At 73.3% G+C, this 26,868-nt stretch carries 23 protein-coding genes and 2 pseudogenes; 14 read left to right on the forward strand and 11 right to left on the reverse strand.

Annotation, left to right across the window (positions count from 1 at the left end; genetic code table 11):
- Positions 1-541: 541 nt before the first annotated feature.
- From ACQRUO_RS28310 to ACQRUO_RS28320, 3 genes are all read right to left on the reverse strand, one after another.
- Positions 542-1,486, reverse strand: a complete 945-nt coding sequence (locus tag ACQRUO_RS28310; protein ID WP_428318930.1) for a DUF2637 domain-containing protein — start codon at positions 1,484-1,486, stop codon at positions 542-544.
- A gap of 157 nt (positions 1,487-1,643) precedes the next feature.
- Entirely contained in the window at positions 1,644-2,273 is a 630-nt protein-coding gene (locus tag ACQRUO_RS28315; protein WP_428318950.1) for an ATP-binding protein, read from the reverse strand.
- Between the two features lie 80 nt (positions 2,274-2,353).
- Entirely contained in the window at positions 2,354-3,400 is a 1,047-nt protein-coding gene (locus tag ACQRUO_RS28320) for a hypothetical protein (RefSeq protein WP_428318931.1), read from the reverse strand.
- Positions 3,401-3,820: 420 nt separating this feature from the next.
- On the opposite strand from ACQRUO_RS28320, the gene ACQRUO_RS28325 reads away from it, so the two are divergent.
- Together ACQRUO_RS28325 and ACQRUO_RS28330 are read left to right on the forward strand one after the other, a co-directional pair.
- The gene (locus ACQRUO_RS28325; RefSeq protein WP_392896069.1) at positions 3,821-4,315 is read left to right on the forward strand and encodes a transcriptional regulator; all 495 of its coding nucleotides are present in this window, start codon (positions 3,821-3,823) and stop codon (positions 4,313-4,315) included.
- A 595-nt stretch (positions 4,316-4,910) separates the two neighbouring features.
- Complete coding sequence (locus ACQRUO_RS28330) at positions 4,911-5,747, forward strand: hypothetical protein (RefSeq protein WP_428318932.1); 837 nt, start codon at positions 4,911-4,913, stop codon at positions 5,745-5,747.
- 285 nt (positions 5,748-6,032) lie between these two features.
- Here ACQRUO_RS28330 and ACQRUO_RS28335 read toward each other — a convergent pair whose 3' ends face one another.
- The gene (locus ACQRUO_RS28335; RefSeq protein ID WP_428318933.1) at positions 6,033-7,031 is read right to left on the reverse strand and encodes a hypothetical protein; all 999 of its coding nucleotides are present in this window, start codon (positions 7,029-7,031) and stop codon (positions 6,033-6,035) included.
- 277 nt (positions 7,032-7,308) lie between these two features.
- The gene (locus tag ACQRUO_RS28340) at positions 7,309-9,051 is read right to left on the reverse strand and encodes a recombinase family protein (protein ID WP_428318934.1); all 1,743 of its coding nucleotides are present in this window, start codon (positions 9,049-9,051) and stop codon (positions 7,309-7,311) included.
- A 35-nt stretch (positions 9,052-9,086) separates the two neighbouring features.
- On the opposite strand from ACQRUO_RS28340, the pseudogene ACQRUO_RS28345 reads away from it, so the two are divergent.
- A pseudogene (locus ACQRUO_RS28345) lies at positions 9,087-9,830 on the forward strand (pirin family protein); the annotation flags it as partial.
- Positions 9,831-9,984: 154 nt separating this feature from the next.
- On the opposite strand, the gene ACQRUO_RS28350 reads toward ACQRUO_RS28345, so the two are convergent.
- On the reverse strand, positions 9,985-12,993 hold the full coding sequence (locus ACQRUO_RS28350; RefSeq protein ID WP_428318935.1) for a BTAD domain-containing putative transcriptional regulator: 3,009 nt from the start codon (positions 12,991-12,993) through the stop codon (positions 9,985-9,987).
- A 161-nt stretch (positions 12,994-13,154) separates the two neighbouring features.
- Between ACQRUO_RS28350 and ACQRUO_RS28355 the strand changes: the two genes are divergently transcribed.
- The 8 genes from ACQRUO_RS28355 (at position 13,155) to ACQRUO_RS28390 (ending at position 20,809) form a co-directional block, all read left to right on the forward strand.
- Positions 13,155-13,292: a hypothetical protein gene (locus ACQRUO_RS28355; RefSeq protein ID WP_428318936.1), complete on the forward strand. Its 138-nt coding sequence runs from the start codon at positions 13,155-13,157 to the stop codon at positions 13,290-13,292.
- A 190-nt stretch (positions 13,293-13,482) separates the two neighbouring features.
- A complete protein-coding gene (locus ACQRUO_RS28360) occupies positions 13,483-14,376 on the forward strand; it encodes a CAP domain-containing protein (RefSeq protein WP_428318937.1) in 894 nt (297 codons plus the stop codon).
- Positions 14,377-14,428: 52 nt separating this feature from the next.
- Positions 14,429-15,148, forward strand: coding sequence for a peptidoglycan-binding domain-containing protein (locus ACQRUO_RS28365; protein WP_428318938.1), 720 nt, complete (start codon positions 14,429-14,431; stop codon positions 15,146-15,148).
- Between the two features lie 235 nt (positions 15,149-15,383).
- Entirely contained in the window at positions 15,384-15,653 is a 270-nt protein-coding gene (locus ACQRUO_RS28370) for a hypothetical protein (protein WP_428318939.1), read from the forward strand.
- Positions 15,646-16,266 carry a DUF6879 family protein gene (locus ACQRUO_RS28375; RefSeq protein ID WP_428318940.1) on the forward strand — a complete coding sequence of 207 codons (621 nt, stop codon included), beginning with the start codon at positions 15,646-15,648 and terminating at the stop codon, positions 16,264-16,266. The genes ACQRUO_RS28370 and ACQRUO_RS28375 overlap by 8 nt, the downstream gene beginning before the upstream one ends.
- Before the next feature lie 3 nt (positions 16,267-16,269).
- Positions 16,270-18,660, forward strand: a complete 2,391-nt coding sequence (locus tag ACQRUO_RS28380) for an ATP-binding protein (RefSeq protein ID WP_428318941.1) — start codon at positions 16,270-16,272, stop codon at positions 18,658-18,660.
- 134 nt (positions 18,661-18,794) lie between these two features.
- Positions 18,795-19,676: an LLM class F420-dependent oxidoreductase gene (locus ACQRUO_RS28385; protein WP_428318942.1), complete on the forward strand. Its 882-nt coding sequence runs from the start codon at positions 18,795-18,797 to the stop codon at positions 19,674-19,676.
- Positions 19,677-19,810: 134 nt separating this feature from the next.
- A complete protein-coding gene (locus ACQRUO_RS28390) occupies positions 19,811-20,809 on the forward strand; it encodes an alpha/beta fold hydrolase (protein ID WP_428318943.1) in 999 nt (332 codons plus the stop codon).
- 55 nt (positions 20,810-20,864) lie between these two features.
- On the opposite strand, the gene ACQRUO_RS28395 is transcribed toward ACQRUO_RS28390, so the two are convergent.
- Positions 20,865-21,359 (reverse strand): FBP domain-containing protein, encoded by a 495-nt coding sequence (locus ACQRUO_RS28395; RefSeq protein WP_428318944.1) that lies wholly within the window; start codon positions 21,357-21,359, stop codon positions 20,865-20,867.
- 83 nt (positions 21,360-21,442) lie between these two features.
- Between ACQRUO_RS28395 and ACQRUO_RS28400 the strand changes: the two genes are divergently transcribed.
- Complete coding sequence (locus tag ACQRUO_RS28400) at positions 21,443-22,027, forward strand: TetR/AcrR family transcriptional regulator (RefSeq protein ID WP_428318945.1); 585 nt, start codon at positions 21,443-21,445, stop codon at positions 22,025-22,027.
- A gap of 52 nt (positions 22,028-22,079) precedes the next feature.
- Here ACQRUO_RS28400 and ACQRUO_RS28405 read toward each other — a convergent pair whose 3' ends face one another.
- Positions 22,080-22,901 carry an integrase gene (locus ACQRUO_RS28405; RefSeq protein ID WP_428318946.1) on the reverse strand — a complete coding sequence of 274 codons (822 nt, stop codon included), beginning with the start codon at positions 22,899-22,901 and terminating at the stop codon, positions 22,080-22,082.
- A 471-nt stretch (positions 22,902-23,372) separates the two neighbouring features.
- On the opposite strand from ACQRUO_RS28405, the gene ACQRUO_RS28410 reads away from it, so the two are divergent.
- Positions 23,373-23,594 carry a DUF5302 domain-containing protein gene (locus tag ACQRUO_RS28410; protein ID WP_428318947.1) on the forward strand — a complete coding sequence of 74 codons (222 nt, stop codon included), beginning with the start codon at positions 23,373-23,375 and terminating at the stop codon, positions 23,592-23,594.
- Positions 23,595-23,775: 181 nt separating this feature from the next.
- Here the strand turns inward: ACQRUO_RS28410 and ACQRUO_RS28415 are convergent, their stop codons facing one another.
- Positions 23,776-24,405, reverse strand: coding sequence for a TIGR03086 family metal-binding protein (locus tag ACQRUO_RS28415; RefSeq protein WP_428318948.1), 630 nt, complete (start codon positions 24,403-24,405; stop codon positions 23,776-23,778).
- A 114-nt stretch (positions 24,406-24,519) separates the two neighbouring features.
- The gene (locus ACQRUO_RS28420) at positions 24,520-25,158 is read right to left on the reverse strand and encodes a TetR family transcriptional regulator C-terminal domain-containing protein (RefSeq protein ID WP_428318951.1); all 639 of its coding nucleotides are present in this window, start codon (positions 25,156-25,158) and stop codon (positions 24,520-24,522) included.
- A 239-nt stretch (positions 25,159-25,397) separates the two neighbouring features.
- Between ACQRUO_RS28420 and ACQRUO_RS28425 the strand changes: the two genes are divergently transcribed.
- A complete protein-coding gene (locus ACQRUO_RS28425; protein WP_428318949.1) occupies positions 25,398-26,588 on the forward strand; it encodes an acyl-CoA dehydrogenase family protein in 1,191 nt (396 codons plus the stop codon).
- Between the two features lie 15 nt (positions 26,589-26,603).
- Here the strand turns inward: ACQRUO_RS28425 and ACQRUO_RS28430 are convergent.
- Positions 26,604-26,868: pseudogene (locus ACQRUO_RS28430) on the reverse strand (hypothetical protein); the annotation flags it as partial.

Consider the following 26,868-nt stretch of genomic DNA (forward strand, 5'->3'; position numbering starts at 1 on the left):
GGGGGGGCTTCTTCGGGGGGGCCGCACCTTTAAGGTACTCAAGGGGTCTCACTACACGCGCCCTCGCGCTCGGCAACACCACCCCGCCCACGCCCTCCTGGGCGCGGGCGTCCGCGTCCGGGCCCCGATAAGGGGGCCGGACGCACTCGCTTGCTCCGCTGTTGTCGTGGAGGTGGTCAACTCCGTTGCGGTCCTGGGAGCTTACTGGCTTCCCGAGCAGGCTGTGCAGGGTTCGTCGGACGGTGTTCACGCGTGTCGTTCCTCGGTGGCGGCTGGCGATTCGGGCTGGTGGGTGTGTGGGTGGGCAGTGTCCGGGTGGTTGCCGGTTTGGCCGTGCCGGAATTCGCAGGTATGGGCGACGTGTCAGGCGCGGCCTTCCCGGGGCCGAACGCCACATGGGAGTGGTGTCTGCGGTGCGAGTCGAGTCCGGCCGGGTGCAGTGACCGGGCGGGTGGTGGCCTTCTGCCGAGTGCGGCGGTGGGTCGGCAGAAGTCGGTGTCCGGCTGACCGACCGGGCCGGTCAGCCGGACACCGGGGCCGGTCAGTCGGTCTCGGGGTGCGGAGGGTTCTGTTCGTCGGCTTGCTCCTCGCGGAGCTTTCGCATCAGCTCGGTGAGGCGGGTACTGCCAAGCGGAAGGCCGGCGTCGCGCACGGCCTGTTCGACGATCGCGCGGGTGAGACGGCCCTCGGCGGCGACCGCCGCGCGGCCCACCTCCAGCAGCCGCTCCATCGGCGCGCCCGGTGGACGCCCGATCGGCTTGTTCCCCGCCCCGGCGGCGCCTTCGGCCGGGGTGTCCGGTTCATCGGCCGGTCGGTCGTCGGCTTCTGCCGGTTCGGGGTCGGGCAGCGCGTCGCGCCACTCGGCGGGCAGAAGTCCGGCGGCGGACATGAGCGTCAGGAGCGCGTTCTCGTCGCTGCGGTCCTTCGCTCGTTCCGGCCGGAGCTCCGGTTCAGGGTCGGCGGTCACCGGGTCGGCAGAAGTCTCGGTGCGCGGAGGGGCGTTCTGCTCGGCGAGAGCGGAAGCGGTTGCGGTGTCGTGGCCGTGGCGGGCGATGAGGATGTAGAGGTGGACGGCGCCGCCGAGGGCGAGCGGGGCGAGGGTGGACAGGATGCCGACGACGGTGTCGGTGAGCTTCAGCCCGCTGCCGGTGGTGGGCAGTTCGTTGAGGCGGATGGCGTGCAGGGCGTTGGCCCAGACGCTGGTGGCGGTTGCTCCGGCGAAGAGGGTCCAGGCGTAGGCGCGGGCGGGCCAGCGGGCGTCGCGCAGGACGAGCAGGGCTCGGACGCCGTAGGCGATGAAGCCGTCGATGATGATCGGGAAGAGGTAGGTGAGCGGGCCGCGCACGTGGGTCGCGGCGGCCATCTGCCGCAGGGCGTCGTAGGACAGGACGAAGCCGAGGACGCCGAGCAGGGCGACGGCGAGCCGGTCCCAGATCGTGGCCCGGGCGGACGGGGTGCGGGCAGGGGGTATCGCGATGGTGGTCAAGGGTGGTGCTCCAGGGGTGGCCTCGCCGTGGGCGGGCGTGGCGAGGCGGAGGTGGGGTGAGGTGTGGGGAGGCTGGCGTCCGACCGCGGCCATTCAGCAGCTGAATGGCGCGGCGCTCCAGGCGCTGAACTGCTCCGGCGTTCAGCCGCTGAGCGCCTCAGGCGGCGGTTCGCCTGCGGCGGTCGGTGCTGGTGAGGATGGCGCGTTCGCACATCTCGGCGAGGCGGGAGGCGGTGCGGTCGCCGAGGGCGTTCTTGACCTCGCCGGGCGCCAGGTTGGTGGTGAAGATCGTCGGGAGCAGGTGCTCGTACCGGTGGTCGACCAGCCGCAGGGTCAGCTCCTCGGTCCACTCGGACGCCTTGGCGGCGCCGAGGTCGTCGAGGACCAGCAGCGGGCAGGCCATCAGGTCGCGCATTTCCCGTTCGAGGTCCGCGCCCTGGCGGGGCCGCTGGGAGGCGTACAGCTCGGTGGCGGTGAGCTTGTTCCAGCGCAGACGCACACCGGCCTTCAGCAGGCTGCGTATCGCCCCGTACGCCTGGTGGGTCTTGCCCGAGCCAGTGGGTCCGGCGATCAGGAGCGAGGGCCCCTGGGCGATGCCCGGGGTGCCGCCGGGGCCGGGTCGGCAGGCCAGGGTGACCTGCTGGACCCAGGTGGTGACCTCCGGGTGGTCGGCTTCGGCGAGGCGGTAGCGCGGCGGGATGCGGCGGTCGGCGAGCTCCAGCGCAGTGGAGGGCTGGTCGGCGTCGGGCAGCGGCCGGTCGGGGTCGATGCCCTTGGCAGCCAGCATCCGCTCCAGGCGCAGGACGGCGCCGGAGGCCGGCTGCGGCTCGCGACGCTCGTCCGCGCGGCGGGGGTTGGGCAGGCTGGTCACAGGTCCCCCTCGTAGTAGTCGCGGGCGTCGGCCGGGTTGGCGAAGGGCCGGTAAGGCGCGCGGGCAGCACTCTGCCCGGCGCGGGACGCCCCGGCGGGCTGGGCGTTGATCGCCTCGTGGACCATGCTCGGCAGCACACTCGGGCTCATCGGCTTCGCCGCGTACAGCTGCAGTCCGGCGCGGATGTCGTCGTCGCTGGTGCCGCTGTCGAGCAGGTCCTTGATGACCTTGCCAAGGTGCCCGCGCACGTTGGCCGGTACCGGCTTCGGGCAGGTGGCGACGTACTCGGCCAGCAGGGCGCCCGCGTTCACCGACGGCTTGCCGGTGGGCGCGGCGACCAGGACCGGGCCGTCCCGGTCGGGTGCTGCCGACGAGGGTGCCGGGGTGGGCGCGGCGCCGCCGCCCCCTTCAGGGGTAGATCCATGGTCCAAGGTCCATGGTCCAGGCACGACGTTCTCCGGAGTCCTCCGGAGGGACTCCGGAGAAGCCGTCTGACCTGCACTTTTGCTCGGAGCTGCCGCATTGGGCACCGGCAGGGCTGCTACGGGGGTGGGATCGGGGTCGGCGGAGAAGGGCCGTTGGGCGGGGACGGTCTCCGCGAGGGTCGCGAGCGGTTCCGGAAGGCTCCGGAAGTTCTCCGGAGCCGGGCGCGCGCAGCCCTTGCCCTTGGCCTTGCACTTGCCGCACCAGCCCGCGGGCTCGTGGACGGGGCAGGAGGGCAGGCGCGAAGGGGTGGGGTGGGAGATCTTCTGGTGCTCGTGCCACTTGGTGGCGTGCAGGTACTGGCGCCCGTCGCAGCCGGTGTACCGGCAGATGAGGCCGGTCTCGGCGAGTTGGCGGAGCTCGTCTTCGGTGTCGAGCGCGGTGTGCTCGGGCCGCAGCGACCACAGGGCGCCGTTGAGGACGGCCGCGTTGTCGCGGTGGCGTCCCTCGTCGTCGGCCTGGGTGAGCAGGCAGACGAACGTGCGCTCGGCGGTCAGGGAGACCGAGGCGAGGTCCTCCGAGACGGGGTACTCGGGCTTGATGGTGCGGATGCGCGCCATGGCTTACCACCCCGCCTTCGGGGCGAATGGGCGTGAGGCAGGTGCGCCGCAAGGGCGCGACGCCGTACGCTGGAGCACGTTGGTCCTTCCCCGGTGCGTATGGGCTGCAACCCTGCACCGTGGTCGATCGTCGTGGATGGGCGGTTTTGGACCTTTCAGGCCCTCGGTGTTGATAGCACCGGGGGCCTTCGGCCTTCTCGGGGCGGCAGGTAGCAAGCCGAGCCGCGATGCGGTTCGGCTTGACAAGCCTTTCACCATGCATCATCATGGCACCCCGGCGGCCGTTATGCAAGTCGCCTCGGAAATGGATGCGAGGTGAATCGAGTGCCCAGGCAGGACAAGGCAGCGGAGGGCTCCTCCGACGAGCCGGTGAAGGAGGAGCCGGGAGGCAGTGCGACGGGCGAGACCGCTGTCGCCGGCTTGAGCGAGGAGAACGCCGCCGAACGGGTCCGGTTGGAGCGCGAGCGACGCGGCTGGAGCACCGGCGAGTTGGCCAAGCGCATGACCGAGGCCGGCTATCCGATCAACCAGTCCTCGGTCTGGCGCATCGAGAGCGGCGAGCCGCGGAGGCGGATCAACCTCAACGAGGCGATCGGCTTCGCCAAGGTCTTCGACCTGTCCCTGGAGGACTTCCTCGGCCCGTCGACCTCGCCCGAAGAGAAGATCATGCAGGAGCTCGCCGAGCACGTGGTCCAGGGCTACCGCCTGGCCGCGCAGGGCGCCGAGTTCACGACCAAGGCCCTGGCCGCCGCCGAGAAGTACTGCCAGGACTTTCCCCACAACCGCAAGCGGCTGCGCGGCAAGATCGCGATCGGCCTGTCCTTCGAGTACCGCAGATACGCGCCGACTCCGCTCGTCCAGGAGTTCCTCAAGGGCGGCAAGATGCCATCCGAGCCGGTCCACACGGACGAGTGACCTGGCTGGGGCCGTCGCCCGAGACACTGTCGGCCGTTTACGAGGCCCGCTCAAGATCTTTTTTGGAAAACGGCCGGGACCACTCCTACCGTGCTCACAAGCCCGACCAGCCATTTGGCGCGGCCGGGATCCAGAGCTAACGTCACACCCCGCGCGGCCACCAACCGCGCAACGCCCATCCACGACGATCGACCACGGTGCAGGGTTGCAGCCCGCCAGCCACCAAGGAGGGACCCGCATGCCGCCCCAGCAACACGCAGTCGCAGCCTGCGGATCCTGCCAAGCCACCACCGCGCGGTTCGTCTCGGGCTCCGCCGCGACCGCCCCCAGCGCCTCCCCCAGACCCATCTGACGGGTCTGTCCCCAGCTGCCCGTCCGCGCCCCGCAGGCCACCTGCTCTGGACGCCGACGCAGCTTCTCCGCCGTGCCGCCGCGACAGATCGCGGCCAGTCCGGCTCCCGCGATCTCGGTACTGATGTCCGATCGCCGCCTTCTCGCTCCCAGTCGGGAGCCACCCACTCACCAACCGCCCATCCATGACGTCGCCATGCGGTAGCCCGGGTTGCAGCCCGCCGGCCACCGCAAGAGGAGCCGCATGCCCCAGCTGTCCCTCAGCACTGCCCAGCCGGACGCCCGCTCTGCAGTCATCCACCTGAAGGCCCTTCAGGCCACAGCGGCCACTCGGCCTGTACCGACCAGTACCAGCCTCCTTCGCTCCAGCCATGTGATCGACGGATCGCTCGCAACGCTCCATGACCAGAAGTCCGACGGTGACAAGGGCACCCGCAAGCGGGTTGACCCCTCGGTAGCTCCGGACGTCTGCGCGCCCAACGAGGCAGTCGTGGGCCGCTTCCACACCGGCCGCCGGACTGACAACCGCCCTGAGTCGCTGCCCAACTGGCGGGTCTCCAGCACCACCCCGGAGACTGCTGCGGCAGTCTCCCAACTCCTCGGCGGCACACAGGCCGACGACTGGGCCCAGGGAGTAGTGACCGGTTCGCCTGCGGTTCGCATTGTCCTCGACGGCGCGAACTCCGTCGCGACCGAGATGCGGTTGTGGGGACCGAAGGGGCTCGTCCACCACTGCGACGGTGCCCTGTTCCTGTCGCCGGCCGAGGTGCGGGGGGCTCCATGCGGCTGCCCAAGCTCCTCCGAGGAGCGGGCCGCGCTGGCCAAGATGCTCAAGGCTCCCCAGCCCGAGACAACCGTGACCTTCCGCCTGGCGGGGCACTACGGCCTCGGACGGTTCGAGTTCAGTTCGCCCTCCCGGATACTCGCCGACGAAACCTCCGAGATCCGTGCCCAGCTCGCCAGCATCGTGGGCGAAGCGCTCTGCGAACTCGCGCTCGAACTCGTCACGGTCACGGTAGCCGGTGGCGTCGAAGTCTCCTTCCGGAAACCAACGTTGAAGGTCATCGGGCCGTGGAGCTAAGGCTGGACTGACAAGCTCCCACCGAGGCTGGCTCGCCTGTCTGCCAATTCGCACCCCACGTCGAGCGCCGTCCGACACCCTGGCGGCACCGCCCGCAGAACGCACAGGTGCCGGACGGCGCCTTCTTCCGCCTGGTGGTAACCCGTGGGGGCCATGGCCGGGAGCGGTCGGACGACCTCGCCTGCGACGAGGGCCTGAACCCCGAGGCGGGCCTCCGGGACTGCTACCTCGGCGGGCTGGCGAGGGCACCCAGCCGCTGAAGCCGCGCCCCCTCGATTGGTCCCACTACTTCCACTCCACACCCGTCACCGACAGCTTCGTCGCTCCGTACGCCTCCGAGGAGAGCACCGTTGCGGGACCGCCCCCTTGCGGCACTTCCACGACGGCTGGCACTGACCACACCTCCTCGATGCTGGACCACTTGCGGCCCCGTCCCAGCAGCGCGTCGGTGTCGCCGTCGGGCTCGATCCAGTTGGCCGGCGTCCGGCCCCGGTCCAGGTAGGTGCCCTCCAGTGTGCAGGTGACGAGGGAGCCGCCGTCCTTCAGCCGGAACGTCGGCAGCGCGTTTGTCAGCGAACGGAACGAGAGGCTGCGATCGAGCACCTTCTGGTCCCATCCGTTGAAGTAGTCCACCAGGCTGTTGGTGAAGTCGCCTCGTTCGAAGTCGGCGCTCTCCGGCTTCCCGGCCGGCACGGTGAAGCTCAGGTACTGGGCATAGCGCCCGCACACACCGGTGTCCGTCTCCGCTGTCGGCGACAGCTCCACACCTCCCGACGCTCCGCGGGCCAGAGCCGGCATTACCTTCGGCCGCAGGGAGAGTTGGCCTGGCGCCGGTGTCGCGGAGGGGGCGTCGGTCGGAGCCGTCGTCGGCAGTGCCTCGGTCACCACCCAGGTGGCCACGACCGCCTTCCAGTCCCCGCCCGCCTGGTCGCGCGTAAAGAAGGTCAGGGTGGAACTGCGGTCCGTTTCCCGTCCCTCCGTCTTGTTCAGGACGGCGAAGCTCTGCGGCTCTCCGGAGCCGGTCTGCGGGATCAGGTACACCGGGCGGACAGGCCGGATCGGCTCGTTCTTGGTTCCGTTGGCCTGGTGCAGCTGTGCCTCGGCCCGGTTCTCCTTGAGCAGCTGCCCGTCCTCCACCCGGGCGAGCGCCTCGGTATCGCCCTTCTCGGTGGCCGCCTGCCTCTCCCGGACGTACCGCTCGAAGACCTGCTGAGCCTGCGCTTCGGTGAACGACCTTGTCGCACTGGCCGTTGCGCTGCCCGAGGCGCCGGAGGCGGAAGACACCGGAGCCACCCCGGACCCGCTCCCGAAGGAACAGCCGGCCACGCCCATCGTGAGGAGAGCGGCGGCCCCCAGTGCGCTCCAGCCCCGTGCCCGCTTCCGTGTGATCACTGCGGCTCCCCCTCTGGTCCATCAATCCGATCGGAGGGATCGTATTGGGTCCGGCTGGGCCCCGGCCCTGACACCGGCTCCCTGGAAAGCAGTGGGGCGAATCGACCCGCTCTTGTCGCGCAGGTCCCGGACATCGTTGTCCGGGACCCGCTTCACCTACTGGTAACCGTCACAGCACGCGCTGACCGCCGTCGCCCGCCGTTTCCTGCCGCTTGGCGAAGTCGATATTCACCCGCTCATGCACCGGCCCTCGTCCGCCCCGCTCCTTGGACTTGGACACGGTGATCCGGTCCACGAAGAGCTTGACGAACTTCCGGCGCTCATCGAGCGGTGCGCTGTTCCACCACGAACCCGGGCCGATGGGGTCGACCTCCGGGTCTTCGGGCAGCCACTCGGCGATGGGGATCACTGGGGTCGCGGCTTCCTCCAGGACCGCGATCCGCGCCTCGGCCGCCTCCAAGAGGCTCAGCAGCGCGGACTCCTCCGCGATGAACCTCCGCCGGCCGATGTCCCCTCGGAAGCCGCCAGCCTTGCGGTCGTCGTACAGCTCTTCCAGCGCCCTCACGGCGTCGGCACGCTCCGCGACCAAGGTCGCGCGCTCACGGGACCGTTCGGGCGACTCATTGGCGACGCCGAACCTGCGTGTTGCTTCAGCGAGAACCGCCAGAGCCTCGTGGTCATGCTCGACCTCCCGCAGCAGGGCGAAGATGCTTCGTCCCACGTGGTCATCCAGTGCCGCCTGGCTGATGGTGCAGTCTCCGGCGTGCTGGCCCGGCAGCACCTTGCGCCGACGGCAGCGATAGGACCGCTTCACCGGTTTGGCGTCCGCGTGGGAGGTCTTCACGGCTCCGCACTCGCAGAACAGGACTCCCATGGCGGACAGCAGGGATTCACCCCGCGAGAGGCCCTTTCCGCGCCCTCGCCCGTCGAGCCACTCCTGCAGCTCGTGCCAGTCCTCCGGCGGGATGATCGCCTCGTAGATCTGGAGCGGGAGCATCGTCTCGGGGTCCCGGAGGATGCGGTAGGTCTCTATCTGGCTCGTCGTCTTACCGTCTTCCCGGACCTTGTACACGGGCACGGCGGCGAATCCGGCGATCCGGGGGTCCCTGAGGATGCGCTTGACGGTCTTCGTGTCCCACGCGCTGTCCTTCGTCTTCTTGCCGTAGGTCGCGCCACGTGTAGGGACGATGACCTCGTTGTTCATGCTGTTGACGATCCCGCCGAGCGAACCGGGGTGACGGCGCCCCTTGGGGTCGTACGGCGCATCCTTGTGCTTCTTGATCGTCGCCCAGATGTCGCGGATGACCTCTGGCTCGTTCTCGGTGTGCACGAGGGTCTGTATGACGATCGGCCGACCGTCCGCCGTGAGCCTGGTCTCGGCCCTCAGCTCGAAGCCGTACGGCGCCTTGCCCCCGACGTACCCGCCCAGCTCGCGGGCCGTGGCCTTGGCGCCCCGGACGGCGACGCTCTTGTTCTTGCTCTCGTTGTGCGCCTGGTCCAGGCGCATGAACATGTGGATCAGGTCCACGAGGTTGCCCTTGCGGAACTCGCCCTCAGTGACGCTGACAATGGTCACACCGAGGTTCAGCAGCTCGACGACGACCGGGATCGCGTCGAGCGGATCGAGCCGCGAGAGACGGCTGATGTAGTAGACGATCAGCAGGTTGATCCGGCCTGCTCGGCAGTCCTGCAGCAGCTTCTCGAACTCCGGGCGCTCGACCCCGGTGAATGCCGAGATGCCGAGGTCTTCGTAGTACGTGACCGACTTGGCATCCCGTCGCTTGGCCTCCGCCGTACCCAGCTCACGCTGGGTCGTGGTGGACGCCTCGCTCGCGTTCTCCCGCGCGTCGGACTGGCGCGCGTAGACGGCCGCGTGGACGTCCATGCCGGTGATCACTGCTGGTGCGGACATGAAAGCTGATGGTACTAGTCCCCTAACTGACATAACCCAAGGGCACCCCCTGGCACCCGCACCGCGGCTTCGAGACCGTCACGTACATCATCGACGGCACCTTCATCCACCAGGACTCGCACGGCGGCGGCGGCGTGATCACCGACGGCGACACCCAGTGGATGACCGCCGGCTCCGGCCTGCTGCACATCGAGACCCCGCCGGAGTCGCTGGTCATGTCCGGCGGCCTCTTCCACGGCCTCCAGCTCTGGGTGAACCTGCCCGCGGCCGACAAGATGATCTCCCCGAAGTACCAGGACATCCGCGGCGGCAGCGTCCGGCTGCTCGCCTCCGCCGACGGCGGCGCGCTGGTCCGGCTGATCGCCGGTGAGCTCGGCGGCCACCAGGGCCCCGGCACCACCCACACCCCGATCACCATGGCCCACGTGTCGGTGCACCCCGGCGCCTCGGTCACGCTGCCCTGGCGGACGGACTTCAACGCCCTCGCCTACGGCCTGGCCGGCAGCGGCTCGGCCGGCGAGGAGCGCCGCCCGTTCCACCTGGGCCAGGCCGTGGTCTTCGGCGACGGCGACTCGCTGACCATCCGCGCCGACGAGCACCAGGACTCCCGCAGCGCCAACTTCGAGGTCGTCCTCCTCGGCGGCCTCCCGATCCGCGAACCGGTCGCCCACTACGGCCCGTTCGTCATGAACAGCCACGCCGAACTGGTTCAGGCCATGGAGGACTTCCAGGCCGGCCGCCTCGGCACCATCCCGGCCGACACCAACCTGGGGCGCTGACCCCGTCGGACGTCCGGACCGCACGCGAGGACCGCGTGCGCCCTCCCCCACCCGGGGGCGGGCGCGCGCGGTCCTTCGCGTCGTGGGCGCCGACCGTCCGCCCGCGCGTCGCGGACCTGGCAGCTGCGCGGCCAGGCGGACTGAGCGCACCGGGTCACGCCGTGCTGCTCAACCCCTGCCGGAGCAGGGCCGCCACCGCCCCGGCCTCCGGCACGCCGAGGCGCTCGAACACCTCCCGGGCCTCGCGCAGCTGCGCGAGGCCCTCGGCGGGCCGGCCGAGGGCGGGCAGCGCCTGCCCGAGGACGGCGTGGGCCAGCCCCTGGCAGTAGGCCTTGCCCAGCTCCCGGGCCAGCTCCAGGGACTCCCGGGCGCAGTCGACCGCGTCCTGGTGGTCGCCGAGGTCCAGCCGGCACTCCGCCAGCCGGACCAGGCAGAGCGCCTGCCAGTCGCGCTGCTTCTGCACGCGGAAGTACCCGAGCGCCTCGCGCAGCCCGCTGATCGCGAGCGCGGTGCGGCCGGTCCGGCGCAGCACCCAGCCGTACTGGTAGAGCGCCTTCGACAGGTCGCCGGGGTGCGAGCCGACCCGGGCCAGCCGGACCGCCTCGTCGATCGTCGCGGCGGCTTCGAGGGACCGGTCGAGCTCGAGCAGGACCCGGGCGAGGCTGCCCAGGATCCGGGATCGGCTGCCCGGGTCGGCGGTGCGCTCGCAGAGCTTCTCGGCCTGGCGGAGGAGTTCCAGTGCATCGACCGGGCGGCCGGTGGCGAAGTACAGGCCGCCCAGCGTGGTGGTGCTGAGCTGGCGGCAGACGGTGTCCTCGGCCTGCTCGGCCAGCGCCAGACTGCGGCGCAGCTCCTCCTCGGCGCGCGGGTAGGCGTCGGTCATGTAGTGCAACGTGCCGGCGACGTAGCGGGCCCGGGCCTCGCTGCCGGGCCGGTCGGCGCGTTCGGCCGCCGCGACGGCGCGTTCGGCGAGTCGGCCGAACTCCCGGCGGTGCGCCGGGCCCTCGGACAGGCCGAACCAGACCAGCAGCAGGTCGACGGCGGCCGGCAGCCCGGCCGGCAGCGCGATGGCCTGCTCGGTGGTGGCGGCGAGCAGCGCGTGTTCGGTGCGCAGCCAGTCCCGGGCGCAGTCCGGGTCGGCGAACGGCAGGCCCGGGGTCTGCGCGGCCTGCAGGCTGGCGTGCAGACCGTGGCCGGGCTCCAGCAGGCCGGAAGCGTTGCGGGTGGTGGCCAGCAGGTGGTGCAGTAGGCGGAGCAGGGCCTGCTCCGGCTCGCCGCCGCCAGCGCCCGCGGCGGCGCCCCCGGCCGCGGGGTCCGACTGCCGGCGGGCGTAGAGCTTCAGCAGGTCGTGGAAGCGGTACCGGGCGATCCCGTGCGCCTCCAGCAGGCCCGCGTCGACCAGCGACTCGGCCAGCGACTCGGCGGTGTCCGGGTCGTCGTCGAGGAGTGCGGCAGCCGCGTCCAGTGGCAGGTCCTCGGCCTCGGGGAGGGCGAGCAGCCGGAAGGCCCGGGCGTGCTCGGGGGCCAGTGCGGTGTAACCGAGTTCAAAGGTCGCCGAGACCGCGAGGTCGCCGGCCCGCAGTTCGTCCAGCCGGCGCCGGGTGTCGGCGAGCCGGGTGAGCAGCGCGGCGAGCGGCCGGTTGGCGCGGGCGGTCAGCCGGGCCGCCACGATCCGCAGCGCCAGCGGCAGGTGGCCGCAGATGCCCGCCAGTTCCAGCGCCGCCGCCGGGTCCTGGGCGATCCGCTCGGTCCCGACGGCCGCGCCGAGCAGGTCGAGCGACTCCGCCGTGCTCAGCGGCTCCAGGTCGAACTGCCGGGCCCCGGGCAGCAGCACGGTGCGCGAACGGGTGGTCACCAGCACCGCGCAGCCCGGACCGCCGGGCAGCAGCAGGCGGAGCTGGGCGGTGTCGTGCGCGTTGTCGAGGACCACCAGCACCCGCCGGTCGGCCAGCAGCGAGCGGTAGTGGACGGCCCGCTGCTCCACGTCCTCCGGGATCGCCTCCGGCGGGGTGCCGAGCGCCGTGAGGAACCGGGCCAGCACCGTGCCGGCCCGGGCCGGGGCCGGGCCGGCCCCGCGCAGGTCGGCGTAGAGCTGGCCGTCCGGGAACCGGGTCCGGACCCGGTGCGCGACGTGCACCGCGAGTGCGGTCTTGCCGACCCCGCCGATCCCGGAGAAGACCGAGATCTGCACCACCGGCCGGTCCGACCGGTCGAGCACGGCGAGCGCCCGCTCGACCAGCTCGCTCCGGCCGGTGAAGTCCGCGACGTCCGCGGGCAGCTGCTGCGGCGGCAGGCCGGTGGCGGGCAGCGGTGCGCTGGTGATCGGCCGGGCCGTGGCCGGCGCGGGCGTGGGCGGGGTGCGGCGGGAGAGCTCGGGGTCGGCGGCCAGGATCCGGGTGTGCAGCAGGCACAGCTCCTCGCCCGGCCCGACGCCCAGCTCCTCGGCCAGCCGGCGCCGGGTGTCGGCGTAGACCGCGAGTGCCTGCGCCTGCCGACCGCAGCGGTAGTGGGCGAGCATCAGCTGGGCGGCGAGCCGCTCGCGCAGCGGGTGCTCGGCGAGCAGCACGGCGAGCTCGCCGGCCACCTCGCCGTGCCGGCCCAACTGCAGGGCGCTGTCCAGCAGGTCCTCCCGGGCGACCAGCCGCAGTTCGGCGAGCCGGTCGCGCTGGCTGCGGGCGTACGGGCCGGGGACGCCGCTGAGCGCCAGGCCGCCGCGCCAGCGCTCCAGCGCCCGGGTGAGCCGGGTGTGCGCCGCGTGCGGTTCGCCGCTCTCCCGGGCCTTGGCGGCGATCTGCAGGTCCTGCTCGAAGTGGTGGACGTCGACGGTGCTCGGCGGCAGCCGCAGGGTGTACCCGTCGCCCACCGAGACCAGCAGGGCACCGGCCGCCCGGGCCGGCCGGCCCGGCTCCAGCACCGCGCGCAGCCGCCAGGCGTACTGCCGCAGCACCCCGACCGCGCGGGCCGGCGGCTGCTCGTCCCAGAGCGCGTCGATCAGGTCGCGGGCGCGCACCGGCGTACCGGCCCGCAGCAGCAGCACCGCCAGCATCGCCTGCTGCTGCGGCGCACCGAGCTCCAGCGGTGCACCGTCCAGCCGCCCCTGCAGCGGACCGAGCAGCCGGAACCGGAACCCGCCGGCGCCGGCCGGCCCGTCAGCGTGCGTCATGCCGCCCCCTGCATGGCTGGTCCCCCGACCGAAACCGACGACCCCCCGCCGACGGCGCGGAAACAGTACCCCAGCGCCACGGATCGCGCGTTAATCGCTTGTTGATCCGCTCCTTCCAGAATGGCGCCCGTTCGACCACCGACTCACAGGAGAACAGCGCGATGAGCGACAACCAGCAGGCCACCACCGCCACCGACCCGGCCGAGGCGCAGGGCCCGCTGCACCTGGGCCACGTCCAGCCGTTGCCGGGCGAGGAGCACACCACGATCCCCGAGGACGGCGGGGCCACGCAGGTCTGACCCGCGCCGCCGCCGGACGGGCCCGCCGCCTCCCCGCACGGGCCCGTCCGGCCGCGCCGGCACGCACCCGGCACCACCGGAACGCGGCAACCCGACGCCGATCACCGGTAGATCGCCGCTCGCGAACCTGGTTCCACCGGACGGCAGCGGCCGACCGGACGGACCAGCGCGCGAAAGGCAGCAACGCACGATGAGCGTCACCCCGCAGAACGGCCAGGTCTTCACCCTCAAGTCGGCCAACGGCACGGTCGCCGACGTCAGCTCCTCCAACACCGCCACCGGCACCAGGATCCAGGCCTGGGAGCCGAACGGCACCCGGGCGCAGACCTGGGTCTTCTGGGCCAAGGAGGACGGCACCTGGCTGCTGGAGTCCGGCCTGACCTTCAACACCCACGCGCCGGGCCAGGGCATGGTGATGGACTACGACTACACCGCGTTCAACACCCACCTGTACAACGAGTCCGGGGCGCCCAACCAGCGCTGGTCCCTGGAGGACACCGGCGACGGCTTCGTCCGGCTGCGCAGCGCCCGCACCGACGAGGGCCCGGCCTACCTGACCGCGGACCGGGTCGGCAACAACCTGGGCGTCTGGAAGGAGGACGACAGCAGCGCCGGGCAGCGCTGGGAGCTGATCCCGGTCGGCACGGTGGGCACCGGCAACCAGCAGGCCGCGCCGCCGGTGCCGCCGCAGCAGCCCTCCGGCAGCGACATCCAGGGCAGCCTGCTGACCCTGCTCAACAACTACCGGGCGAGCAAGGGCCTGGGCTCGATGCGGCTGGACGACCGGCTCACCGCGGTCGCCACCCAGAGCAGCCAGGAGCAGGCCCGCCGCCACCAGCAGGGCCACTTCGTGTCGCTGGGCGACGCCTCCAAGAACGCCGGGTACAACGGTCGTGGCTGGGGCGAGGTGGCCGGCGGCGCCCCCGGCTTCTGGGCCACCGCCGACTCGATCTTCCAGGCCTGGGTCGACGAGCCCGCCCACGACGCCATCCTGCGCGGCAACTACACCGACGTGGGTGCCGCCCGCACCTACGCCGGCGACCAGACCCCGTACTGGTCGATGGTGTTCGCCCTGCCGATGTGACCGGCCGGACCCCGGACAGGCACGGACGGCACGGACGGCACGGAGGAGCGAGATGGGTACCGTCGACGCGATGATCGCGGCCGCGCAGGCCGACGTCGGCTACCGCGAGGGCGCGGGCAAGGACACCAAGTTCGGCCGCTGGTACGGCCTCAACGGCGAACCGTGGTGCGACATGGCGGTCTCGTACTGGGGCGCGCAGAGCGGCAACGCCGGCGCGGTGGGCCGCTTCGCCTACTGCCCCGACCACGTGGAGTGGTTCCACGGCCAGGGCCGCTGGGTCGCGGCGCACGAGCAGGCCCACGCGGGCGACCTGGTCTTCTACGACTGGGACGGCGACGGCGAGGCCGACCACATCGGCCTTCTCGTCCAGGACAGCGCCGCCGGTGCCGACCTCGCCACCGTCGAGGGCAACACCAGCTCGGGCCAGGCCGGCGCCCAGGGCAACGGCGGCGGCTGCTACCGGCGGCAGCGCGGGCGCAGCTGCGTGCTGGGCTTCGGGCGCCCGGAGTACGTGGGCGCGGGCCCGAGCGCCCCGACCGGCACCGGCGGCTCCGCCGGCGGGCAGCTGGCGCAGGGTGACCACGGGCAGCGGGTGCAGCAGGTCCAGCAGGCGCTGATCGCCCGCGGCTACGGCAGCGCCCTGGGCCCGGGCGGCGCGGACGGCGACTTCGGCCCGCGCACCGCCGCGGCGGTGCGCGCCTTCCAGCAGGCCCAGGGCATCGCGGTGGACGGCGTGGTGGGCCCGGTGACGCTCGGTCACCTGGGTCTGTAGTCCGGCGCGGAGCACCTGCAAGGTCCGGCCCGGTCACCGGTGGTGACCGGGCCGCGGCCGTGTCCGGCCGGGCCGGCGGAACCAGGTGCTCAGCTCTGGCCGAATTCGATCGGATTCCAAGATTTTCTGATAAATCGTCACCTCTCCTTCCTCCGCGTCATGTTGACTTGGCAATTGCCCATTCACTACCGTGAGTGTGCGCTTCGTCACACTTGACTCTTTTCTGGGGGGAGCCATGGACAGACGATGGGAGCCCAATCCCGGCGCCGCGCTGGTCCGCCGGCTCGGCCGGCCGCCGGTCGAGCTGGGCGCGAGCGACGGCCGGGACGACTGCCCCGACATCTGGGAACTCTCCAACGGCGACATCGCCGTGGTCGGGCGCGACCTCACCGCGAACTACGCCACCCACCTGCCCCACGACCTGGTCCTGGGCCCGGACGAACGCCTGGTCGTCATCCCCCGCACCACCCTGCGCTCCGCACTGGAGGGCCTGACGGATGCCTGAGCCGATCGCCGGCGCGGTGGGCGAGCGGCTCTCCGTCTCGGAGTACCGAGCGGACTTCGCCGCCCGCGAGTTCGCCGTCGACGGCCACGACTCCTGGAAGCTCGAACGCCGCCAGCAGTTCGCCGAACCGACCCGCCCCACCTGGGTCGCCTTCGCCGCCGGCGACTGGCCGGCCTCGATGCGGCTGAACGAGGAACGGCGCGCCGCCCTGCTGCGGTACAACGCCCGGGCCGCCGAGCACCGCATCCGGCTGCTGCGGGTGCGGGTGGTCGAGGAGCCGTTCACCCCGTACCTGATCTGGGAGCTGCACACCCTGCGGCTGCGCGCCGAGTGCGGCGAGCTGATCCGGGTGGTCGACGCGCAGGCCGTGGCCCGGCACGAGACCCGCGCGGTGCTGCCGGAGCTGGTCACCCTCGGCCCGGACACCGTCTACGAGATCGCCTACGACGCCGCCGGCGCGCTGGCCGGCGCCGTGCGCCACACCGACCCGGCGCTCACCGCCCGGGTCACCGCCTTCATCGCACAGCTCTACGCCCAGGGCGAGGACCTGTCCGAGTTCTTCGCCCGCCGCCGGGTCGCCGGCCTGGTCCCCCCGGCCGGGGCGGTCCACTAGCGGATGGCGGAGCAGCAGCAACCCGAGCGGCGGGACGGCGACACCCGCGCCGAGCTGTCCGGCACGGCCGGCCACGTGGTCCAGGCCCGGGACGTGCACGGCTCGGTCCACTTCCACGCCGCACCACCGGGCGAACCCCGGCCGGAGGGCGGACCGGTGCCCTGGCAACTGCCGCCGGTGGTCAGCGGCTTCGTCAACCGCGCCGCCGAACGGGCCACGCTGGACCGGCTGCTGGCCGAACAGCCGCCCGGCCCGCGGATACTGGTGATCACCGGCACCGCCGGGGTCGGCAAGACCTCGCTCGCCCTGCACTGGGCGCACACCGCCCGCCGGCACTTCCCGGACGGCCAGCTCTACGCCAACCTGCACGGCCACGACCCCGAGGCGCCGGCCACCCCGGCCCAGGTGCTGCACCACTTCCTGCGCGCCCTCGACGTCCCCGCCGCGGCGATCCCCGCCGACCCCGAGGCGCTGGCCGCCGCCTACCGCTCGCTGCTCGCCGAACGCCGGCTGCTGGTGGTGCTCGACAACGCGGCCACCGCCGCGCAGGTGCGCCCGCTGCTGCCCGCCGCACCGGGCTGCCTGGTGGTGGTCACCAGCCGCAGCCGGCTGCCCGGCCTGGGCGTGCGCGAAGGTGCCCGGCACCTGACCCTGGACGTCTTCCCGGAACCCGAGGCGGTCGCGCTGCTGCTCGCCGTGATGGCCGAGTACCGCAGCGGTGACGACCCCGCCGAACTCGCCCAACTGGCCCGGCTCTGCGCCCGGTTGCCGTTGGCGCTGCGGATCGCCGCGGAGCGCGCGGCCGGCCGCCCGCTGATGCCGTTGGACGACCTGATCCAGGACCTGCGCGACGAGTCGGGGCTGTGGGACGCGCTCTCGGCCGCGGACGCCGAGGGCGCCGAGGAGTCCGAGGCGGTCCGCACCGTCTTCGCCTGGTCCTACCGCGCGCTGCCCGCCGAGGCCGCCCGGCTGTTCCGGCTGCTCGGCCTGCACCCGAGCGGCGAGTTCAGCGACCTGGCGGCGGCCGCGCTGGCCGGCACCGCGCTGCGCCCCACCCGCCGGCTGCTGGACGCCCTGGTCGCCGCCCACCTGGTCGAGCAGACCGCCGCCGACCGCTACCGCTTCCACGACCTGCTGCGCGCCTACGCCATCGACCAGGCACGCAGCTGCGCGGAAGCCCCCGAGGAGAACGAACGGGCGCTGCGCCGGGTGCTCACCTGGTACCTGCACGCCGCCGACGCGCTCCAGGCCGCCGTCGCTCCGCACGAGCCGCGGGTGGCGCTGGAGCCGCTCGAACCGGGCGTCGAGCCACCGGTGTTCACCGGCTTCGCCACGGCGATGGCCTGGTACCGGGCCGAACAGGACAACCTGCCCGCCGCCCTGCACGCCGCCGATGCCGCGGGTGCCGACCGGATCGTCTGGCAGCTGGCCGTCGTGCTGCGCGCCGTCTACATGACCGAGAACCCGTTCGCCCAGTGGTTCGCCACCACCCGGCTCGCGCTGGCCGCGGCCCGCCGCAGCGGTGACCGGGCGGCCGAGGCGGAGCTGCTGGAGAGCCTCGGGATGGCGCACACCCAGTGCCACCAGCCGGATGCGGCCGCCGAGCAGTACCGGGCCGCGCTGGCCTTGCGGCGCGAGGTCGGCGACCGGCTCGGCGAGGCGCTGACGCTCAACGGGATCGGGCTGCTGGAGCTGCGCCGACACCGGCCGCAGGCCGCCGCGAGCGCCTTCGAGCAGGGCCTGGCGCTGGTCCGCCGGCTCGGCGACCGGCACTGGGAGCCGCGGATCACGGTGAACCTGGCCCAGCCGCAGGCCGAACTCGGCCGGCTGGCCGAGGCCGAGGCGGCGATCGGCCACGGGCTGGCGCTCTTCCGGGCCGACGGCGCCCACCGCCCGGCCGGGAACGCGCTGCACCTGCTGAGCATCGTGCAACTCGCCGCCGGCCGGCCGGACGAGGCGCTGCAGAGCGCGGAGGCCGCCGTCGACCTCGCCGTCGAGCTGGGCAGCGCGAGCGCCGAGGGGTACTGGCTGACCCAACTCGGCCGGGTCCAGCTGGCCCTGGGCCGGCCCGCCGAGGCACTGGCCGGCCTGCACCGCGCGGCCCAACTGCTGCGCCGGGTGGGCAACCCCAGCCGGGAGGCGACCGCCTGGGACGAGACCGGGCTCGCCTACCGGGTGCTCGGCCTCGACCGGGAGGCGGCCGAGTTCCACCGCCGGGCCCTGGCCGTGCACCGCGAGCTCGGCGACCACTGGCGCTGCGCGCTGGCCCTGGCCCACCTGACCGCGGTCCTGGCCCCCGAGGAGGCGAACCGGTGCCGCGCCGAGGCGCTGGGCCTGCTGGCGGAGTTCGACGACCCGGCGGCCGTGCGGCTGCGGGCGGAGCTGGGCGACTGAGCACCCCCTCGACGGCGATCGCCCGTCAACCGCACGAGTCAGCCTGTCACCACCGACACCACGCTGAGCCCTTCTTGACGCACCGTCGGCCTGGGTAGCGTCGCCTCACCGATCGGATCCTGGGAGCGCCCGTCATGAAGCTCGGCCTGCACTACTGGAACTACTCCACGCCCGCCGACCCCGCGCAGATCGCGCCGACCCTGGCGCGGACCGCGCGGATCGCCGAGCAGGGCGGGGTGGCGCGGTTCACGGTGATGGACCACTGGTTCCAGATGATGACCCCGCGCTCCACCGCCGAGGAGCCCATGCTGGAGGGGTACACCACGCTGGGCTACGTCGCCGCCGTCACCGAGCGGATGCAGCTCAACCTGATGGTGACCGGCGTGATGTACCGCTACCCCGGCCTGCTGGCGAAGACCGTGACCACGCTCGACGTGCTCTCCGGCGGCCGGGCGCAGCTCGGGATCGGTGCCTCCTGGTACGAGCGGGAGCAGCTGGCCCTCGGGGTGCCGATCGTCCCGGTGGCCGAGCGCTTCGAGCGGCTGGAGGAGGCGCTGCAGATCTGCCTGCAGATGTGGAGCGAGGACGACGGCCCGTACCAGGGCAAGCACTACCGGCTCGCCGAGACCCTCTGCGTGCCGCAGCCGTTGCGCCGCCCGCGCCCGCCGATCGTCATCGGCGGCAGCGGCGAGCGGAAGACCCTGAAGCTGGTCGCCCGGTACGCGGACGCCTGCAACCTGTTCGGCACCGGGGTCGACGAGGTCGCCCACAAGCTGGACGTGCTGCGTGCACATTGCGCCAGCGAGAAGCGCGATTTCGAGTCAATCGAGAAGACCGTGATGTGCAGCCGCCGCCCGGTCCTGACCGAGCTGGACACCTTCCTCGCCGAGGCGGAGCAGCTGGCCGCGCTCGGCGTCACCGAGCTCCAGGTGACCGCTGACCAGGGGCAGCACCCCGCGGAGTTCGCCGAGCAGGTGGTCGAGCGCCTCGTCCCGCGGCTCGCCGAGATCGGCTGAACCGACCCGCGCACCGCCCGGCAGCGCCCCCGCGCACCCCGTCGCGCCCCGCACCCCGGTCGACTTCGTGTTCGAAGCGACCGGGCCGCTGCCCTACGATGCGAGCCCAGTGAAGCCGATCACGGGGAGAAATGATGTCCTTCGCACGTGGATTGACGGACCGTCAGCAGCGCTGGCCGATCGCTGCCGCGGCAGCCGCGCTCACCGCGGCCACGATCTTCAGTGCCACCGGCGGCGCCGCCGAGGCCGCCGCCACCCCGCCCGGCGGGCTGCCGGGCTTCAAGGACGGCTACGCGGTCAGCGACGGCCTGAGGATCCACTACGCGGTGGCCGGGCACGGCCCGGCGCTGGTGCTGCTGCACGGCTGGCCGGAGACCCTGCAGGCGTGGGGCGAGGTGGCGCCCGCGCTGACCAAGGACCACACGGTGATCGCGGTCGACCTGCGCGGGCTGGGCCGCTCGCAGGCCTCCCCGAGCGACGCCTACGGCAGCTACACCCCGCTCACCCTGGCCGCGGACGTGCACGCCGTGGTGGACCGGCTGGGCTTCGGCGACGACCGGATCTCGATCGCCGGCCACGACGTCGGCGGCGGAGTGGCGCTGGCCTACGCGGCCGCCTACCGCGACCAGGTGAGCCACCTGGCGGTCCTGGAGGCCCCGCCGACCACCTGGTACCTCCAGCTGGTGGCCGCCGACCCGAACTTCCTCTGGTGGGACTCGTTCGTCAACGGCCAGCAGCCGGGGGTCGCGGAGCAGCTGGTGGCGGGCCGGGAGAAGGTCTTCTACGGCTCGGTCTACAACAACGGCGGCCCGGGCGGGGCGCCGAGTGCCAAGAGCCAGCAGGAGTACGTCGCCGCCTACAGCCGGCCCGGCGCCACCCGCTCCGGGTTCGACTTCTTCCGCCAGCAGGACGCGGGTGAGCGGGCGGTGCAGGGGCTGCTCGACCACAACAAGCTGACCATGCCGGTGCTCGGCGTCGGCGGCCAGCACAGCATGGGCACCACGATCGGCAGCGAGATGCAGAACGTGGCCACCGACGTGACCACCGCGGTGGTGCCGGGCGCCAACCACTGGGTGCTGGAGGAGGACCCGCAGTTCGTCGTCGACCAGTTGCAGCAGCTGCTGGCCCGCTGAGGTCGTGGGCCCGAGCCCGGCGAGACCCGCCGCCGGGCTCAGCTGACCAGCCGGGTCACGTGAACAGCTTGGTCACGAACTCCGCCAGGTTGGCCATCATCCGCTCGATCTGCTGCTCGGTGGTGAGGGCCTCCGGGATCCGGGCGCCCGGCTCGAGGGCCCGCTTGCCGCGGATGTAGAGCGGGCAGGCCAGGTCGGTGCACATGTAGGCGCCGACCGAGTTGCCCTCGCGCCCGGCCGCGCCGGCCTTGCGGGCGGCCATCAGCGAGACGCCGTTGCCGGCGTGGGTGGTCAGGCAGAGGCTGCACATGTTGCGGCGCAGCAGGCCGCGCTGCCGGTCCGAGTAGCGCAGGGCCACCCCGGTCAGGCCGTCGGTGCGGGGCAGCACCAGGTAGGCGCGCTCGGGCGCGCCCGGATCGCGCCAGCCGAGGAAGTCCAGGTCCTCCCAGGGCAGCTCGGCCAGGCCGCGCGGGACGGCCAACCGACCGGCCTCGCCCTTGGAACAGTTGACGAACGACGTGCGGATGTCCCGCTCGGTCAGAGCCTTCATGGTGTCGACGCTAGTTTGCCTATATCCTCTAGGCAACTGATTAAGAGGTCCAGGAAGCGGGCCGGGACGAGGGGAGGCCGGCGATGGGTCGAGCCGGACTGACGACCGAGCGCGTGGTGGCCGCCGCGGCCGAGCTGGCCGACGAGGTCGGGCTGGACGGCGTCACCCTCTCCGCCCTGGCCCGCGGCTTCGGGGTGAAGGACGCCAGCCTCTACTCGCACGTCAGGAACCTCCAGGACCTGCGCACCCGGCTCGCCCTGCTGGCCGGCACCGAGCTGACCGACCGGATCGCCCTCGCGGTGGCCGGCTGCGCCGGCAAGGAGGCCCTGGCCGCCTTCGCCCGGGCCTACCGCGACTACGCGCTGGCCCACCCGGGCCGGTACGCGGCCACCCAGCTGCCGATGGACCAGGAGCTGGTGGCCGCCGCCCCGGCCGGGCAGCGGTCGGTCGAGCTGGTCCACGCGGTGCTGCGCGCCTACCGGCTGGCCGAGCCCGACCTGCTCGACGCGGGGCGCCTGCTGCGCGCCACCCTGCACGGCTACGTGGTGCTGGAGACGGCCGGCGGCTTCGGGCACGCCCGCCCGGTGCAGGCCTCCTTCGAGCGGGCCGTCGACGCGCTGGACGCCCTGCTGAGCAACTGGCCGGCGGCGGGCAGCCCGGAGGCCTGAGCGGCGGCGGGCCGGCGGGCGGGTCCTCCGGAGGCGCCGCACCCGTGGCCGCTCAGACCCTGGCGTAGATCGCGGTGGCGTCGTCCTGGGCCTTGCCGCGCGGCCAGCGCTCGCAGTGCGGGTCGGCGGCCTCGGCCTCGCGGACCCGGCCGATCAGCGCGGCCGGGCCGGACTGGCTGAGCAGGTCCAGCGCGTCCGGCCAGTCGCCCAGGCCGAAGCGGGCGATGTAGCGGGCCGCGCCGTCGCTGAGCGCGGTCACCGAGCGCAGCGAGTCCAGCCGGACGAACCCGGTCTCCGCGTGCGTCGCGGCCTTAGGGCTGGCGGCGGCGATCCACGGGCCGCGCCCGGTGTTCTGCACCGCGCGCACCGCCAGCGCGTAGCGCAGGTGCAGCGCCGCCCGCTCGGCGCTGCCCGGCTCGGCCGCGCGCAGCGCCTTGCGCAGGCCCTCGCCGGCCGGGAAGGGCTGGTTGTCGCCGAGCACCCGGGGCGGGCCGCTGCCGGGCTCCAGCAGCAGCATCGAGTCGCCGAGCACCAGGTACTCCAGCGACGGCCCGTGCACCCGGGCGGCCACCACCATGGCGGCCGGGGTGCCGGGGTGCGCCAGGTCGCAGCGGCCGCCGTGCAGCGCCGCCGTCTCCACGATCGCGTCGGCCAGGCACTCGGCGATGCTCCGGTCGGACCGGTCGGTGAGCCGGGCCAGCAGGTGCACCCCCAGCCGGCGGACGTACCAGGCGGTGCCGTGGCGGCAGCCCGACTCCATGCCGACGGGTGAGCTGGACCCGTCCAGCAGCACCATGGCCTCGGGGGTGGCCGCGGCGAAGTCTTCGCTCTCCCGGCCCGGTTGCTCCGGCGCTCCGGCCAGCTGTACCTGCATGCCGCCAGTGTGGGGCGCCGGGGCGGCCGACGGACAGACCCCGGCACGGGTTCGCCCGAACGAGGTGCGGTGGCAGGGTCGGCGATATTCACATAGCGTCACATACCGGACAGGACATCGGCGGCCGACGGCATGCACGCGGCAGCTTTCGACACCTACGGCCCATGCGCGTACGGCACCCGCGTACGGCACCTGCGGCACGGACGGAGAGGCGGACCCGGGATGTGGTGGCAGGCACTCGTGATCGTGGCGGCGGGGATCGGGTTCCCGACGCTCGTACTGCTCTTCTTCATCGGCGGGCCGAACTGGCGCGACCAGCAGGGGCCGCGGCACTCGGCCACCGGGCGGGCCCCGGGGCCGGCCGGCGGACCGGACGCCGTTGGGGCCGGGCGAAACTGACCGCACGTCCGGGCGACGGCGTGGCACAGTGTCACAGAGCACGACCGCTCCAGCCACGCCCAGGAGGTCCAGATGAGCAGCAGCGACGCAGCAGCCCCGGAGAGCGAGCCCGGCCCCGAGACCACCCCGGCCGAGGGCCAGGAAGACGTGAAGGCGAAGTTCCTGGCCGCCCTGGAGCGCAAGCACGGCGCCAAGGGCGACGCCTCGGGCAACGGACGCGGTGGCGACTCCAAGATCCACGGCGCCCACGCCGCCGCCGGCGGCAAGCGCACCTTCCGCCGCAAGAGCGGCTGACGGCCGGCAGCGAACGCCCGGTGGGGCGCCACCCGACACGGGTGCCGCCCCACCGGCGTTCCAGCGGCAGCGACGTTGCGGCGCCACCGGCGTGGCCAGGCCGACTCCCCTGTGACCGGCCTGACCACCCGCCGCTACCGCCCCCGCCGCCGCTACCGCCCGGGCGCCGCCACCGACGGCCCTAGACCGCCGACGGCCGCCACTCCAGGTCGCGGCCGAGCAGCAGCAGCGCGCGCTCGAACGGCGCGGCGCCCTCGGCCCCCGCCCGCACCGGCGCGAAGGCCCGGCCCGGGCGGCGGGCGTCGGGGTCGGCGGGGACCTGCTCGGCGATCCGCAGCAGCAGCGCCGCCTGCTCGGCCGGGACGGTGAACGGGACCCCGACGGCCACCGCCACGTCCCAGGCGTGCACCAGGGTGTCGAGCAGCTGGAAGGCGATCGCCTGGGCGGCCGGGAAGGCGTGGCCGGGCAGGATCTCCGGCAACTCGAGCGTGCCGCCCGCCGCCTCGGCCGCGGCGAAGACCTCGACCAGTTCGCGCCCCGAGTCGGCGAAGGCGGCCAGCGCGGCCAGCGCCGCTCCCGGGCCGGTGGCGAAGGAGCGGTCGGCCCAGACGCCGGGGTCGGCGCCGCGGCCACGGGCGGCCGCGGCGAAGCCGTACTGCTGGCCGATCAGGTGCTCCAGCAGGCGGCGCAGCGTCCAGCCGGCGCAGGGGGTGGGCCCGTCCAGCTGGTCCGGGCGGATCGTGGCCAGCACCGGCGCGGCGAGCGCCAGCGCGTCGGCGTGGGCCGGGGCGAGGAGGGTGGGGCTGGTCATGTGCGGTACCTCCGGATGAGACCTTGCGGGGGTGACGCGGTGCCTGGATTCGGATGCTAGCACGATCGTTCGGTCAGTTTTGCGGAGATACCGCGCCCCAAAGGCGCGGCCGCCTCAGGCGGTAGGCAGCAGCGCCTCGTCCACCGCCTCGGAGCGGAGCAGCAGCAGCACCGAGCGCCGGGCCCGGGCGTACGGCACGTCCTCCCCGTGCAGCAGCGACATCGCGTTGGCGTACTCCAGGAAACTGATCAACTCGAAGGCCAGCTGCTCCAGATCGGCGTCCGCCCGCAGCTGCCCCGCCGCCCGGGCCGCCTCGAAGAGCTCCACCACCAGCCGGTGCCACTGCCGGCTGCCCTCGGCCAGCGCGTCCCGCACCCGCCCCGGCTGGGCGTCGAACTCGGCGCCCACCGCGTAGAAGAAGCACCCGCCCGCGAACACCCGGCTGCGCGAGTACTCCAGCCAGCGCACCGCCAGCTCCCACAACTGCCCGAGCCCGGGCGGCAGCCGGCGCACCGGGTCGACCACCGTGTCCCGGTAGATCCGCTGCGCCGCCCGCACGGTGGCCAGCTGGAGCTCCTCCTTGGAACCGAAGAGCGCGAACACCCCGCTCTTGCTCAGCGACAGTTCGGTCGCCAACCGCCCGAGCGACAGCCCGCCCAGGCCCTCGACCGAGGCGATCGACACCGCCCGGGCGAGCACCAGGCGCCGGGTCTCGTTGCCCTTCTGCACCCGGCCGTCGGTCGCGGCCGGGATCCGGGCGGCGCCCTGCGGCGGCCCGCCCGCGGCTCGGCCGCCCGCCGAACCGACCGCACCGGGGTCCGCTCCCGGCACCCGCGTCGTGGGATCCGTCGTCACTGCGCCCACCACCGTCTTCCCTGGACCGACCGGCGACTGCTTTCCGGCCAGCGTAAAGCCTGATACGGATGATGCGGCACCGCGCAACCTCGGTGCCGCACCGCGCACACCGCCCCACACACCCCCAGGAGCGCCGCATGTCCGCCAGCACCCCCCGCCCCGGTGCGCCCGACCCGATCGACCTGCTCGCCGTCGACGAGCTGCTCACCGAGGAGGAACTGCTGATCCGGGACACCGTCCGGCGGTTCACCGAGGACAAGGTGCGCCCGCACCTGGCCGACTGGTTCGAGCGCGGGGTCTTCCCGGCCCGCGAGTTGGCCCCCGAGCTCGGCCGGCTCGGCCTGCTCGGCATGCACCTGGACGGCTACGGCTGCGCCGGGGCCGGCGCGGTCGCCTACGGCGTGGCCTGCATGGAGGTCGAGGCCGCCGACTCCGGGCTGCGCAGCTTCGTCTCGGTCCAGGGCTCGCTGGCGATGCGGGCGATCCACGCCTTCGGCTCCGAGGAGCAGAAGCAGCAGTGGCTGCCGCGGCTGGCGGCCGGCGAGGCGATCGGCTGCTTCGCCCTCACCGAACCGGACTTCGGCTCCGACCCGGCCAACATGCGCACCACCGCGCGCCGCAAGGGCGCCGACTGGGTGCTCTCCGGCAGCAAGATGTGGATCACCAACGGGAGCGTGGCCGACGTCGCGGTGGTCTGGGCGCAGACCGAGGACGGGGTGCGCGGCTTCCTGGTCCCGGCCGGCACCCCCGGGTTCACCGCCACCGACGTGCACGGCAAGCTCTCGCTGCGCGCCTCGGTGACCAGCGGGCTGAGCTTCGACGAGGTGGTGCTGCCCGGCGACGCGGTGCTGCCCGGGGTGCACGGGCTGCGCGGGCCGCTCTCCTGCCTCAACGAGGCCCGCTACGGCATCCTCTGGGGCACCGTGGGCGCCGCCCGGGACTGCTACCAGGCGGCGGTGGAGTACGCCAAGAGCCGGATCCAGTTCGGCCGGCCGATCGCCGCCTTCCAACTCACCCAGGAGAAGCTGGTGGAGATGGCCGTGGAGCTGGAGAAGGCCTACCTGGTGGCCTGGCGGATCGGGCGGCTGAAGGAGGCGGGGCGGGCCAAGGCGGCCCACGTCAGCTTCGGCAAGCTGAACAACGTGCGCACGGCGCTCGGCATCGCGCGCAGCGCCCGCACCGTGCTCGGGGCGAACGGGATCACCACGGACTACCCGGTGCTGCGGCACGCCAACAACCTGGAGTCGGTGCTCACCTACGAGGGGACCAGCGAGATCCACACCCTGGTGCTGGGCGAGGCGATCACCGGGGAGTCGGCCTACCGCTGACCCCGAGGACACTCCCTAGCGCCGGGGCGCCCGGCCGCGGAGCTGCCAGCCCAGCTGGAACAGGGTGTCGGCGTCGTACTCGGCGCGCAGCTCGGCGAGGTGCCCGGCCACGGTGCGCTCGCTCAGCCTCAACCGGACCGCCACCGCGCGCTGGGTCAGCCCGGTCGCCAGCAGCCGCACCACCGCCTCGCGCACCCCGCCGGCGGCCTCCGCGGCAGGCGTTCCGGCGGGCGCGACGGCGGCCGCGGCGGGGGACGCACCGGCGGCCGAGGCGGCCGGG

It is taken from the genome of Kitasatospora sp. LaBMicrA B282, assembly GCF_050325825.1.
Lineage (GTDB): Bacteria > Actinomycetota > Actinomycetes > Streptomycetales > Streptomycetaceae > Kitasatospora.